The sequence below is a fragment of the Bacillota bacterium genome, assembly GCA_012837335.1.
GTDB lineage: Bacteria > Bacillota > Limnochordia > Darwinibacteriales > DTU012 > DTU012.
This window is the reverse complement of sequence record DURM01000003.1, coordinates 19026-32782: the sequence shown is the minus strand read 5'-3', so window position 1 is coordinate 32782 and position 13757 is coordinate 19026. Positions and strand designations below refer to the sequence as shown.

Genomic DNA, 13757 nt, shown 5'->3' with positions numbered 1-13757 from the left:
TAGCTTCTGCCTTATTTTGACTGGCAAGATACATAGTAATTGCCGCTGTGGTAGTAGTTTTACCGTGGTCAACGTGACCGATGGTTCCCACGTTAACGTGAGGTTTGGTTCTTTCAAACTTTTGCTTTGCCATTGTTTGTCCCCCTTGCTTATATTTATTAGCTGATCAACAACCATTAAACGGCTCACAGGATTATTCGGTACCGAGAAAAAATATCCTGCTTGCAATTAAGCGTACTGGCATTTTTTCTCTATTAGAGTACCCCGACAAACCCTTTTAATACCCAATTGTAGACCGGAACCACTGCCCCGATCATAATCCAAAACCCAATACTTGAATCCGCTGCATCTGATCTTCCTTTATGTATTGTCAGAATCTCGGCAGCGATTCCCACAAGAGTGACCGCAGACCAAGCAGCTAAAAACGACATAAACAGCATTAACAGCGAAGCTAAAATACAGCCTATGCACAATCCACCAACAGCAGTGCGCACTCAAATCTCCTCCCGGATCACTATATGCCTGCCGGATGTGGATTGCAACAAACGTACAAATAACAAAAAAACCGATGTTCAATCATCGGAGAAATTGGTTGCGGGGGCCGGATTTGAACCGACAACCTTCGGGTTATGAGCCCGACGAGCTACCAGACTGCTCCACCCCGCGCTATTTAAATGGTGGAGGGGACAGGATTCGAACCTGTGAAGGCACTGCCAGCAGATTTACAGTCTGCCCCCTTTGGCCAACTCGGGAACCCCTCCATATATGCTGGAGCCGGCGATGGGACTCGAACCCGCAACCTGCTGATTACAAGTCAGCTGCTCTACCAATTGAGCTACACCGGCTCTGAACACATTTATTACTATACCATGTCTGTTTTTATTTGTCAACTACTTTTTTAAATTTTTTCCTATTCCTGTTCCCGTTTTTCTAAATATCGCTCCAGCTTGCGTTTGACACGCTGCAGAGCGTTGTCGATGGACTTAACGTGACGGGATAAATCGTCCGCTATTTCCTGATAGCTTTTACCCTCGAGGTAAAACATGAGCACTTTCCATTCCAAATCACTGAGAAACTCGCTCATCTTAGTTTCAATATCATTGAATTCCTCTTTACTGATTACCAGCTCTTCCGGGTCAGTAACTTTGGAACCTGAAATTACATCCAAAAGAGTGCGATCCGATTCTTCATCGTAGATGGGACGGTTTAAAGATACGTATGAGTTCAATGGAATGTGTTTTTGTCTTGTTGCTGTCTTAATTGCGGTAATGATTTGGCGTGTAATGCATAATTCAGCGAAGGCTCGAAATGATGCTAATTTATCCGGACGAAAATCACGAATAGCTTTATAAAGCCCAATCATTCCTTCTTGAATAATATCTTCTCGGTCTGCCCCGATTAAAAAATAAGAGCGCGCTTTAGCTCTAACAAAATTGCGGTATTTGTTTATCAGATATTCAAGCGCAACATCATTGCTGTTACGGGCATATTCTACGATTTCTTCGTCGTCCATGGTATCGTAATCTAGAATATAATCCTTCTGTGCGTTCGCACCCAACTACATCGCCTCCATCTGGATTGTAATGGTCCAGAGGGTTCCAAGCTAGAAAGATGCCCGAAAGCCCCACTGTTACGCCTCTTACCACACTTGTCCACTACATTGCTCATTATACACCATTGGTAATTAAGCGTCAAGCTATTCGGGCTGTCTTTCCGCTGGTATTATCTACTGCAAATGCTTCTGCCGCGTTATTTCGTACATCAAGATACCCCCGGCCACCGCGGCGTTAAGGGAATCAATTGATCCATACTGAGGAATGCGCACCAACAGATCGCAGCGCTCTTTGACCAGTCGCGGCAGGCCGCGGCCTTCACTGCCGATCACAAGCGCAATGGGAATATTCAAATCCTGCTCGTAGCACACTTCCCCATCCATATCCGCGCCTACAACCCAACATCCGGCATCTTTTAGCTCCTGGAGGGCTGCAGCAGTATTGGTGACTCTGGCAATGGGCATATGAGAAACGGCCCCTGCCGATGCTTTTACCACAGTCGGGGTTACCGCAACAGCCCTCCGTTTCGGGATAATCACGCCGCTAACCCCGCAGATTTCTGCGCTGCGGATCAAGGAGCCTAAATTATGGGGATCTTCAATTCCGGCCAGCACTAAATAAAAAGGGGGTTTATTCATGGCCAGTAAATCGGCCAGCTCCATATATTGGATGGGAGCCACTCTGGCTGCTACACCCTGGTGGTTCGAACCCGGGCAGAGACTGTCCAGATACTCTCGCTGCACCACCTTAACTGGCACGTTTTCTGCCTTAGCCAGAGCGATAATTTTCTTCATTGATCCATGGCGGCTGCCTTCAGCCACATACAGCTGATTGACAGGCCGGCCGGAGTTAAACAGCTCCAGCACCGGATGGCGCCCTGCAATTAAATCGGAATGTTCATGCTTGTCCATGGCATACTCCTTCTACTCTATCGGTTCCAGTAAAGCCAGCAGCTCTTTTAACCGCTGATTCTTCCCGGTCAAATACAGATAACCAAGCAGCGCTTCAAACCCTGTGCTGCGCCGGTACTCCACCGGATTGGCACGGCGGGGCACGTTTCCTTTCGCGTTGCGCCCCCGCCGCATAATCCGCTCCTCGTCCTCAGTCAGATGAGGCTGTAAAATCGCTAGAAACTCCGACTGGCTGGCTGCCTTTACATGCCTAACCGCGTGCTCATGCAGCTGATTCATGGTCTGCAGCTGTGTTATCAGGCGCAGCCGCACATACAGTTCAAAGACAGCGTCGCCGATATACGCAAGTACCAAAGGTGGAAGCGATTCTGGATCAAAGTCCTGTTCCTGTAGATTTATTATTTCACTCATGATTTAAATTTCCACCTCGGCCCGTTCGGAGTATCTTCAATCACTATATTTAATGTGGCTAATTGATCGCGAATATAATCAGACAGCTGGTACTGCTTTTGTTTGCGCAGTTCGGTTCTTAGTTCTAAAATCAGCTCCATTAAAGGCTGGGTTAGACCGGCCAGCTGATCCTCTTCCAATTTGATGATGCCTAAAATATCTCCGGCCAGAGTGGAAAACACCTGATAAGCTTGGTGTAAAACAAAATTTGCTTCAGGAGTTGTTTTACCTTTTGCAATAAAGGCGTTAACTTGATGCAGCAGTTCAAAGAGCACGCCTATGGCCATGGCAGTGTTAAAATCATCATCCATTGCGTCTTTAAACTTCTTTTCAGCTAAATATACTGCTTCTAAAAGCGCTGTTTCCTCCTCCGGAAGAATCAGCTTTTCCGTGGGCTCTTCAACCATTTTAGCCAAGGCGCTGACGCAGTCGTTAAACCGCTGCCAGCCGCGGCCAACTTCATCCAGCTTCTGATCGTGGTATTCCAACTCTGAGCGGTAGTGGCTGGATAAAATAAAGAAGCGGACCAGTTCTTTTGGATACTGCTCTAATACCTGTTTAACAGTGATGAAATTCCCCTGGGATTTAGACATTTTCTCATCTTTTAGATTGAGCATACCGTTGTGAAGCCAATATTTAGCCAGTGGCCTGCCGGTAGCTGCTTCCGACTGGGCAATCTCGTTCTCATGATGGGGAAAAATCAAATCACAGCCACCGCCGTGGAAGTCAAATTCCGGACCCAGGTACTTATTGGACATGGCTGAGCATTCAATATGCCAGCCCGGGCGGCCTTTACCCCAGGGACTGTCCCAGGCCGGCTCATTAGGCTTTGCCTTTTTCCACAGGGCAAAATCCAGGGGATGCCTTTTATCAGGATCCACTTCAAATCTTGTACCGGCTTGAAGCTGATCCAATTTCTGGTTAGAAAGCTTACCGTATTCCGGGAAGCTGGTTACATCATAAAATACATTGCCGTTGACGGCATAGGCATGACCCCGCTCAATCAGAGTTTCAATCATATTAATAATCTCAGGCATATGCTCGCTTACTCTAGGATATAAATCTGCCCGCTCTACTCCCAAGGCATCCATGCTTTCCAAATAGTCTTGGGCATAATGGGCAGCCAGTTCTAGTGGAGCAATACCGGTTTCCAGCGATCGGCTGATGATTTTATCATCGATATCGGTAAAGTTCTGCACATGAAACGTTTCATAACCTCGATATTTTAAATACTTCTTAATCACATCCCAGACAACACTCGGTCTGGCATGACCTAGGTGAGTGTCGCTGTAAGGGGTGACACCGCAGACATAAATCCCGACCCGCTCGCCATCATTCTGCAGTTCTTCTTTCTGCTGCGTTAATGTGTTATAAACCTTAATTGTCATCTGCTCACCTTCTTTTAGGATGCATTTACTTTCTGCTCATCAAGCTGTTTCTGCATCTCATTAATTTTCAATTCTAACGCCTGAATATGATCAACCAGTTTTGCTACCTGCTGCGCGCATGGATCCGGAACATTGGCGTGATCCAGTTTATTGACGCGCTGGCCGTTCTGAACGACCACTTTAGCGGGAACCCCTACCACGGTGGAATTAGCTGGTACGCTTTTCAGCACAACGGCGCCGGCTCCCACCCTGGCGTTCTCGCCAACTGTAAATGATCCCAACACCATCGCGCCGCAGGCAATTACAGCTCCTTCTTCAATAGTTGGATGGCGTTTGCCTTTTTCTTTGCCAGTCCCCCCCAGCGTAACCCCTTGATAGAGGGTAACATTATCCTTGATTACCACCGTTTCGCCGATTACCACTCCCATGCCGTGATCAATAAAAACACCTTTACCGATCTTGGCTCCGGGATGGATCTCTATGCCTGTGAGAAAGCGATTTATATGGCTGATAATCCGCGCCAGCATTCTTAAGTTATGGCGGTGCAGCCAGTGGGCAATGCGGTGTATTTCCAGGGCGTGAAATCCAGGATAAGTAAGGAGAATCTCCAACACATTGCGCGCTGCGGGATCCCTCTCTTTAACCGCTTGAATATCCTTACGCAGAGTATCCCAGATGTTTCTAAACATTGTTTACCCCCTTTTGTAGACTAAATGTCTTCCAAACAAAAAGCCCTCAGCTCTTGGACAGAGACGAGGGCTCGCGGTTCCACTCTGTTTCCTGAACAGCGTAACAAGCTGTCCAGGCACTTCAATGTGTAATAACGTCCACAACCCGGCCAACCCTACTGACAATGATGTTCGGATTGACAGATCAAGGGTGCATTTCGATTTATCTGCCCATAAGGTGCTTCCAGCCGCTGGCACCTATTCTCTGGATGAGCGCCAATAAACCTACTGATCCCTATCATCTCTTTTAGCTTTCCTGTTTTTTGGTTATGCTATCCATATTATATCCACTAAGTAAAACCATGTCAATCAAAGCACGGAGGTAAAAAAATGAACAGGATTGCCCTGCTCATCTTAATTGCCGCGGTACTTATCACCGCTATCTCCTGGGGAGCGGCTAAATTTAAGCAGCCCACTCCGGAAACAGCAGCGAACAAGCTGATGGAAATAGACCAGCCCCTGCCTAATCTCGAGATTATTAATGCTGTTTGGGTTGAAACCCGCATAGTCGTCCAAACTGAATTTGTCGGCACCGAAGCTCAAGCGCCAGCTTCAGCTCCGGAATGGCATGATCTGGCCGCTGCCTGCGCTGAACAGGTTTACAGAGTAATCGAAGGCAGATATCCAATTGAACTGCAGCTGTTTCAGAGCGGAGAGTTTCGCGCTGTCGCCGTTGCCGGTCTTTAATAAAGTTTGTAAACCGAGGCGGTGGCTAGAGCGGCGATTCCTTCTCCGCGGCCAACAAAACCTAATTGCTCTGTGGTTGTTGCTTTGATATTGATCTGTTCCCGATCGATATTTATGACCTCAGCCAATATGGTATGCATCTGTTCCATATAAGGTGCTAGTTTAGGGCGCTCTGCCATAATCACCAAATCTACATTGTTCACTTGGTAACCAAGTTTATTCAGCTTCTGCATCACCACTTTCAAAAGCTCTAAACTCGATGCATCTTTATAGCTGGGGTCGGTATCAGGAAAATGCCTGCCGATATCCCCCAGTCCAGCCGCTCCTAAAAGCGCGTCCATGAGAGCATGAGTGGCCACATCCGCATCAGAATGGCCGGCTAATCCCAAGTGATAGTCAACCTTTACACCTGCTAAGATCAGGGGGCAATCCGCGGTCAAGCGGTGAACATCATATCCTATCCCTGTCCGCATCATTCTGCTTCCACCTTCCCCATCCTCCAAATACTGAGCTGCTGCAGTCAGATCCTCCGGAGTAGTAATCTTAAGATTTGCATATGTACCGGGAACCAGCTTCACCAGCACTCCTAACCGCTCCACCAAACTGCAGTCATCAGTTGCTTCCCAATTCTGCCGCTCCGCTTCCCGATAAGCCTCTTCAATTAACTCTCGGCTAAACACCTGCGGAGTCTGCATGGCCCACAGCTGCTCCCGGGGCGGTGTTTCGATTATCATCTGCTCCGAATCAACAACCTTGATAGTGTCTTTAACCGGCACCGCAACACCGACCGCCCGATACTGTTTGACCATTTCATAAGCAGTATCAATAGTCTGCCCGTTGATTAAAGGTCGAGCGCCATCATGGATAAACACCCAATCAATTTCCCTTGACAAAGCATTAATTCCCGCAGCCACAGAATCCTGGCGCCTTTTACCGCCAACAACTATCTTAACTGAGCCAAGCTGCCACTTTTCCACCAATGCCGCAATCTGGTCCGAGTCTTCACGGCGGACAACCACAACCAGCTCCCTTACCCAGGGCTTGTCCGCAAAAGCTTTGATGCTCCGGATTAAAACCGGTACTCCGCCTAAGGGCAGCAGCACTTTGTTTACTTCATGTCCCATCCGCGTGCCGCTTCCGGCTGCTGCAATAATCACTCCGGCTTTTCCCATCATCCCACCCCTTAATAAAATAATAAGCCCGGCATTTACCGGGCTTCTCATCTGTTATAATGCCTTTTCCATGGCTTTGGGCTTCGCAAATATCATCCGCCCAGCCGCAGTCTGTAGAACACTTGTCACTAAAACTCCTATTGTTTCACCGATATAGCGTCTTCCGCCATCTACTACAATCATAGTTCCATCATCCAGATAAGCTACACCTTGACCCTGCTCTTTACCATCTTTGATTACATGCACCCGCAGCTCTTCGCCGGGCAGCACAATCGGTTTTACCGCATTTGCCAGTTCATTGATGTTTAGAACAGATACTCCATGCAGTTCACAGACCTTATTGAGGTTATAATCATTTGTAACAACTTTTGCTCCCAGCTCTTTGGCCAGTTTCACCAATTTCGAATCTACCTCAGGTGTATCCTCATAGTCGTGCTCCAAAATCTGAACGGTAACATACGGTTCTTTTTGGATCTTGTTTAGAATATCCAATCCTCTGCGGCCTCGATTGCGCTTTAGTACATCGGAAGAATCAGCAATATGCTGCAGCTCATCTAAAACAAAACTCGGGACAATTAACGACCCTTCTATAAAACCAGTTTTCGTTATATCGCTTATACGTCCATCAATAATCACGCTGGTATCCAGTATTTTAGCACCTATACCATGGTTTTTGCCAAGCAGTGGTGAACTCAGATCCGATTTCTGAAACAATCCTATTATTTCATCGCGTTTTCTTACACCTAAAGACCAGCCCAAAACCGCCAGCATCATCGTAACGATTAAAGATAAGTAACCATTGGCAACTGCCAATCCCTGCAGCGGAATCGTAATTAGTATAGCCAGCAGGATACCAATTACCAACCCGATTAAACCACTAAGGATATCACGCAGATGGATCTTCAAAAGCCCCCGAAACATGCGATCAACCAATGGACTGACCGCCAACCCCAACAGTGCACCTAGTGCCGTCCCAAGTACAAACAAGGTGTTCGATGAAATCGGAAAATCAAACTGAAGGCTGAGAGCATGGCCGGCGCCTTGATATCCTAAAATTCCGCCTAAGAGTGTAAGAATAATCCGAAAGAAAGCGCCCAATCTTATTCTCACCTCCTTTTTCGCCATCGATTTATTACTTAGTATTAGCTAATTAGAGAAAAGTATTCCAGATAAATCCGAAAATTTACGGGAAAAAGAAACACTGAAAGCTAGTGCAGCGGGCTCACTTCCTTTTAGTCCAAGTGACTAGAAATCAGTTCGTCAATCTCAGACTCCGTCGAGCCGGTGACCAGGACAAGTTCGCTGATTAAAATTTGGCGAGCGACATCCAGCATCTTCCGCTCACCTGCAGATAAACCTTTTTCATTATCTCTGATAGTCAAATTCCGCACTACTTCAGCTACTTCAAAAATGTCTCCGCTTTTAATTTTTTCCATATTGGCGCGATAACGCCGATTCCAGTTAGAGGACATTTTTGACATCTGTCCCTTGAGTACTTCAATGACCTCTTTCGCTTCATCCTCATTAATTACTTCGCGCAGTCCAATATCGTCTACGGCGTCCAACGGAATCATCACTTTCATATCACCGATGGGCATAGCCATAATATAATACTGCCTTTTTTCGCCTAGAACTTCTCGTTCCTCTATGGCCTCGATAACTCCGGCGCCGTGCATGGGGTACACGACTTTATCCCCGACACTATACAAACTTAGGACCTCCTATCTGCCCTTTTATTGGTTCGGATCCCTTGGGGCTTCATTTAGGTATCAGTTTAAATTTACCACTTTTTGCGAAAAAAGTCAATCACAATCCATTATCCGCACCGGTTATCGCAAAAAATAGCGGATTCCGCACTAAATAAAACCAAACTGATTTTACAGATGCCGATCCAATAAAACCTGCTCGCGAATGCGGCGCAGTCCATCCTGGATGGCCTTAGCCCGCACTTCACCAATACCCTCGACATCATCGAGCTCTTCAATGGAAGCATCGCAGATTTCTGGCAGCGACTGAAACCGGTCAACGAGATTTTCAATTACCGGCATGGGCAGCCGGGGTATTTTGCTGAGAATCCGATATCCTTTGGGAGTAACCGACTGCTCTAAAGTGCTGCTGCTCACTCCTGCATATCCTAAAGCCCGAACAATTAAAGGCAGATTAAGCAGATCTTCGGAATCCCACTCAACCATTTCTCCCCAGATTTCTTCAACAGTCTTCTCAGGTTCAATATAGTAGTCTTTCGCTACCAGCAGACCTTCATCAGCGATATCAGACATCAGCTCTTCTAGCTGCATATTAACCAGCCTGCCTTCCGAACCTAACTGCACTATGTACCGTTCAATTTCATGAGCAATCCGAAACACCATCTGACCGCGCTGAATTACGGTCGCCACATCAAAGAGGGTCACAAAATTCTCGAATTCCAGTGCACTCAAATTGATCAGGGACTGTTCCATCACACTTTTGTACTTTTCCAAAGTGGAGAGGGCTTGGTTGGCTTTCGCCAAAATTACACTGACATCGCGCACCACATACTTATTATTTCCCCAATACATGGTAATAACATTCCGCCGCTGCGAAATGGCAATCACCAGCTGATTTGTCTGCTTGGCGACCCTTTCTGCAGTGCGGTGGCGGGTGCCCGTTTCAAAGCTGGGAATCATGTGATCCGGAGTCAGCTGGACATTTGCGTACAAGATTCTTTTAGCATCACTGGACAGCACGATCGCACCATCCATTTTAGCCAGCTCATAAAGGGCTGCTGGGTGCATTTCAGCATCAATCTTAAAGCCGCCGTTCACCATCGCCATGATTTCCGGATCATCGCCGACCACAATCAGGCCGCCGGTGCGCGCCCGCAGTACATTCTCTAAAGCATCATACAACTGAGTTCCCGGTGCTACAAGACTTAAATTCTTTAAAAACATTTGCTCTTGATCAGCTGTTTCTTTCATCCATGAACCCCCTTCCACAAATTAACTGAACACTACCTCCAGAGCCGCAGAGATAGTTTTGACCTGAGTTACCTTGATATCCGAGCTGACTTTCCCACCGACTGCGGGAATGACAGCCCGTTTAAAACCAAGTTTAGCGAGTTCTTTGAGGCGGGCCTCGATCTGACTAACACCGCGGATTTCCCCCGATAAACCCACTTCACCGATGACTGCCAGCTCAGGCGGTATCACCCGGTTGCGGTAGCTGGAGGCTACAGCACAGGCAATGCCCAGATCCACTCCTGGTTCGGTCAGCTTAAAGCCGCCGGCTACATTTACAAAGACATCCTGAGTTTGAAGATGATAGCCCTGGCGTTTTTCTAACACAGCCAGAATGATCGAAAAACGCTGATAGTCCACTCCGGTTGCCTGCCGCCGCGGTGTACCGCTGAACGGTGTTTGCGCCACTAACGCTTGAATCTCAACCAGCAGAGGCCGTGTACCCTCGATGCAGGGCACAACCACTGAACCGGAACTGTCAACCGGTCTTTCCGCTAAAAACAAACCTGAGGGATTATCTACCGCCACCAATCCCTGCGAGGTCATGTCAAAAATGCCGACTTCATTGGTGGATCCGAACCTATTTTTTACACCGCGGATAATTCTGACTGACTGCTGATTTTCGCCTTCAAAGTATAATACGTAATCAACGGCATGTTCTAATACTTTGGGTCCGGCAAAAGATCCGCCTTTAGTAACATGCCCCACTAAAATGATGGGAATCCCAAGTCCTTTCGCCAGTTTCAGGAAAAAAGCAGCTCCTTCCCGAACCTGCGCTACACTGCCGGGAGCCGAATTCAAATCCGGCAGATACATGGTTTGAATCGAATCGATCAGAACCAGCTTTGGCTGCAGCGATTCTATGTGTTCCCCAATGATATGGGCATCTGATTCAGCAAGGACGATCAGCTGATCCGTTAAGAGACCCAGCCGCTGAGCTCTGAGTTTAAGCTGCGCTAGGGATTCCTCTCCGGAAACGTACAGTACCTTTCCTTGATGGACAGCCGTGTACGCGGCTACCTGCATCAAAAGCGTTGATTTGCCCACTCCCGGTTCACCGCCGAGCAGCCCCAGCGAACCAGGTACTATGCCGCCGCCTAAGACCCGATCCAATTCTGCCATCCCCGTTGTAGAGCGGGATTCCGCTGCGGATACAACTTCTGTAATCGCAACCGGAGCCTTGGAACCGCTCGTTTCAACCCAAGGCTGATGCTTTGCCCGGGAACTGCTTGTCCGCTCTTCTACGATAGTATTCCATTCCCCGCAATCAGAGCATCTCCCCATCCATTTCGGATAATCCGCACCACAATTCTGACAGACAAAACGAATCGACGCCTTAGCCATGCAACCGCTCCTAAATCTAGGTTTCTTAGTTAATTATAGCATTTTACAACCTCAGATACAATAAAAGGAAGCCGGGACATTAGCCCCGACTTGTCCTACGAAAAGACTAATTCCTTTTCTTTGACATCAACACGAACCGCGTCTCCGTCCTTATACTTACCCTGGAGGATCAGCTCCGCTAAGGGATTCTCGATCAACCGCTGAATTGCCCTGCGCAGGGGTCTGGCACCAAAATCTAGATCGTATCCGGATTCAGCTACCAGCTCTTTTGCTTCTTCGGTAATCTCGAAGCTGAGTCCTTTTTCCTCAAGCTGTCTGCTTAGATCCCTGAGCATAATATCGATAATGTGGGAGATATGCTTTCTGGTTAAAGCATGGAAAACAATAATCTCATCGATCCTGTTCAAAAACTCAGGCCTGAAGGTGCGCTTCAGCTCATCCATTACCTTTGCTTTCATCGCTTCATAATTATCCTGATCGCTGTCAGTGATCTTAAATCCGATCGAGGTTTCCCGCTGGATCTGCTGAGCTCCCACGTTAGAGGTCATGATCACAACAGTGTTGCTGAAATCAACAGTGCGGCCCTGAGAATCGGTCAAGCGGCCATCCTCCAAAACCTGCAGCAAAATGTTGAATACTTCTGGATGGGCCTTTTCAACCTCATCAAAGAGCACTACTGAGTATGGTTTGCGCCTGACTCTTTCGGTCAGCTGCCCCGCTTCATCATAGCCCACGTATCCAGGAGGGGCTCCAACCAGGCGAGAAACGCTGTGGCGCTCCATATACTCGGACATATCGATGCGGACCATCGCTTCTTCGTCTCCGAAAAGCGCTTCCGCTAACGCTTTAGCCAATTCTGTTTTACCCACACCGGTCGGGCCGAGGAACACGAACGAACCAATCGGACGCCGCGCGTCTTTTAAGCCAGCAAAAGCTCTGCGGATCGCCCGGGAAATTGCATCGATCGCTTCGTCTTGAGCCACAACCCGCTTGTGGAGAATTTCCTCGAGATTAAGGAGACGCTCTGACTCAGCCTGGGCGATCTGGTTAACCGGTATTCCGGTCCAGCTTGCCACCACATCTGCTATATCCTGCTCCTTAACAGTAGCTTCATGGCGCCCCTGATTGTTCTTCCACTGCGCACGCCTATCTTCCAACTCATCCCTGAGTTTCTGTTCCTGATCCCGCAGAGAGGCAGCTTTTTCAAATTCTTCATTCTTAATCGCGGCTTCTTTTTCAATCTTCACTTCTTCGATTTTCGCTTCCAATTCTTTCAGATCCGGAGGAACGACTAAACCCTGCAGCCTCACCTTAGAAGCAGCTTCATCCAAAAGATCAATCGCCTTATCCGGCAGGAAGCGGTCAGAGATGTAGCGGCTTGATAAAACCGCGGCAGCTTCGATTGCATCATCTGTAATCTGCACCCGGTGATGGGCTTCATAGCGGTCTCTTAAGCCTTTCAGAATCGAGATTGTTTCTTCGACAGTAGGCTCATCTACCAGCACCGGCTGAAATCTCCGCTCAAGCGCAGCGTCTTTTTCCACATGTTTGCGGTATTCATCAATTGTGGTAGCGCCAATCGCTTGAATTTCACCTCTGGCCAGCGCAGGTTTAAGAATGTTGGAAGCATCGATTGCTCCTTCCGCGGCGCCCGCCCCGATGATGGTGTGCATTTCATCGATAAAAAGAATAACATCCTGGGCCTGCCGAATTTCATCCATCACTTTTTTAAGCCGCTCTTCAAACTCACCGCGGAATTTTGAACCGGCTACCATCGAACCCATATCAAGGGCAATAACCCGTTTGTTCAAAAGGTTCTCCGGCACATCGCTGTTGACAATCTGAGTGGCTAATCCCTCAGCAATCGCAGTTTTACCAACTCCCGGCTCTCCAATTAATACCGGGTTATTTTTGGTGCGGCGGCTTAAGATCTGAATAACCCGCTCAATTTCCTTATCTCTGCCGATAACCGGGTCCAGCTTTCCTTCTCTGGCCATCTCGGTAAGATCGCGGCCAAACTGGTCTAGGGTCGGAGTTTTAGTGCGCCGCATTCCAGCACCGGCACCTTGCTGCACATGGCCGCCGAGCAGATCAATAACCTGCTTGCGCATGCCCTCGAGGTCAATGTTGAGGTTGCGGAGAATTTGGGCTGCAACTCCTTCCCCTTCCCTAACTAATCCTAACAGAATATGTTCGGTGCCGATATATGTGTGGCCTAACTGGCGTGCTTCATCTATGGCAAGTTCAAACACCCGCTTAGTCCGGGGCGTAAAGCCGATCGTGCCCTTAACCGGAACATCGCTTCTGCCGATCACTTTTTCAATTTCCTGCTGAACTTTTTCTAAGCTGACGCCCATTGCAGTCAGGGCTTTAGCACCGACGCCCTCACCTTCAGCAATCAGTCCCAGCAGAATATGCTCTGTTCCCACCACATTGTGCCCTAAACGGCGCGCCTCTTCCTGAGCAAGCACTATTACTCTTTGAGCCCGATCTGTAAATCTACCAAACACCTTCATCATCCTCTCTAT

At 48.0% G+C, this 13757-nt stretch carries 14 protein-coding genes, 3 tRNA genes and 1 other annotated feature; of the genes, 1 reads left to right on the top strand and 16 read right to left on the bottom strand.

The annotated features are described in order from the left end of the window. The 10 genes from tuf to cysE all read right to left on the bottom strand — a co-directional run. Positions 1-133, bottom strand: a 133-nt coding sequence (tuf, locus tag GX019_00320) for an elongation factor Tu (protein HHT35601.1), incomplete at its 3' end; no start/stop codon positions are given. Positions 134-254: 121 nt separating this feature from the next. Next, a complete protein-coding gene (locus GX019_00315; protein HHT35600.1) occupies positions 255-494 on the bottom strand; it encodes a hypothetical protein in 240 nt (79 codons plus the stop codon). 95 nt (positions 495-589) lie between these two features. After that, positions 590-666: transfer RNA gene (locus GX019_00310), tRNA-Met, on the bottom strand. A gap of 9 nt (positions 667-675) precedes the next feature. Next, positions 676-761, bottom strand: a tRNA-Tyr gene (locus GX019_00305). An 8-nt stretch (positions 762-769) separates the two neighbouring features. Next, a tRNA-Thr gene (locus GX019_00300) sits at positions 770-845 on the bottom strand. Between the two features lie 65 nt (positions 846-910). Beyond that, positions 911-1558 (bottom strand): RNA polymerase sporulation sigma factor SigH, encoded by a 648-nt coding sequence (sigH, locus tag GX019_00295; GenBank protein ID HHT35599.1) that lies wholly within the window; start codon positions 1556-1558, stop codon positions 911-913. Between the two features lie 168 nt (positions 1559-1726). After that, on the bottom strand, positions 1727-2464 hold the full coding sequence (gene rlmB / locus GX019_00290; protein ID HHT35598.1) for a 23S rRNA (guanosine(2251)-2'-O)-methyltransferase RlmB: 738 nt from the start codon (positions 2462-2464) through the stop codon (positions 1727-1729). Between the two features lie 12 nt (positions 2465-2476). Then, positions 2477-2875 carry a ribonuclease III gene (locus GX019_00285; protein HHT35597.1) on the bottom strand — a complete coding sequence of 133 codons (399 nt, stop codon included), beginning with the start codon at positions 2873-2875 and terminating at the stop codon, positions 2477-2479. Then, positions 2872-4302 (bottom strand): cysteine--tRNA ligase, encoded by a 1431-nt coding sequence (locus GX019_00280; GenBank protein ID HHT35596.1) that lies wholly within the window; start codon positions 4300-4302, stop codon positions 2872-2874. Before GX019_00280 ends, GX019_00285 begins: the two co-directional genes overlap by 4 nt. Before the next feature lie 14 nt (positions 4303-4316). Next, the gene (gene cysE / locus GX019_00275) at positions 4317-4979 is read right to left on the bottom strand and encodes a serine O-acetyltransferase (protein HHT35595.1); all 663 of its coding nucleotides are present in this window, start codon (positions 4977-4979) and stop codon (positions 4317-4319) included. A gap of 68 nt (positions 4980-5047) precedes the next feature. Then, positions 5048-5281, bottom strand: a binding site (T-box leader). Between the two features lie 79 nt (positions 5282-5360). On the opposite strand from cysE, the gene GX019_00270 reads away from it, so the two are divergent. Then, on the top strand, positions 5361-5717 hold the full coding sequence (locus GX019_00270) for a hypothetical protein (GenBank protein HHT35594.1): 357 nt from the start codon (positions 5361-5363) through the stop codon (positions 5715-5717). Here GX019_00270 and GX019_00265 read toward each other — a convergent pair. From GX019_00265 to GX019_00240, 6 genes are all read right to left on the bottom strand, one after another. Then, complete coding sequence (locus tag GX019_00265; GenBank protein HHT35593.1) at positions 5714-6889, bottom strand: 2-C-methyl-D-erythritol 4-phosphate cytidylyltransferase; 1176 nt, start codon at positions 6887-6889, stop codon at positions 5714-5716. The two genes, GX019_00270 and GX019_00265, sit on opposite strands and share 4 nt — an antisense overlap. 54 nt (positions 6890-6943) lie before the next feature. After that, the gene (locus GX019_00260; GenBank protein HHT35592.1) at positions 6944-8014 is read right to left on the bottom strand and encodes a PIN/TRAM domain-containing protein; all 1071 of its coding nucleotides are present in this window, start codon (positions 8012-8014) and stop codon (positions 6944-6946) included. Positions 8015-8121: 107 nt separating this feature from the next. Then, entirely contained in the window at positions 8122-8598 is a 477-nt protein-coding gene (locus tag GX019_00255; GenBank protein HHT35591.1) for a CarD family transcriptional regulator, read from the bottom strand. Positions 8599-8766: 168 nt separating this feature from the next. Further along, positions 8767-9846, bottom strand: a complete 1080-nt coding sequence (disA, locus tag GX019_00250; protein HHT35590.1) for a DNA integrity scanning protein DisA — start codon at positions 9844-9846, stop codon at positions 8767-8769. A gap of 21 nt (positions 9847-9867) precedes the next feature. After that, positions 9868-11229, bottom strand: a complete 1362-nt coding sequence (gene radA / locus GX019_00245) for a DNA repair protein RadA (GenBank protein HHT35589.1) — start codon at positions 11227-11229, stop codon at positions 9868-9870. 95 nt (positions 11230-11324) lie between these two features. Further along, a complete protein-coding gene (locus GX019_00240; GenBank protein ID HHT35588.1) occupies positions 11325-13739 on the bottom strand; it encodes an ATP-dependent Clp protease ATP-binding subunit in 2415 nt (804 codons plus the stop codon). Positions 13740-13757: the final 18 nt, after the last annotated feature.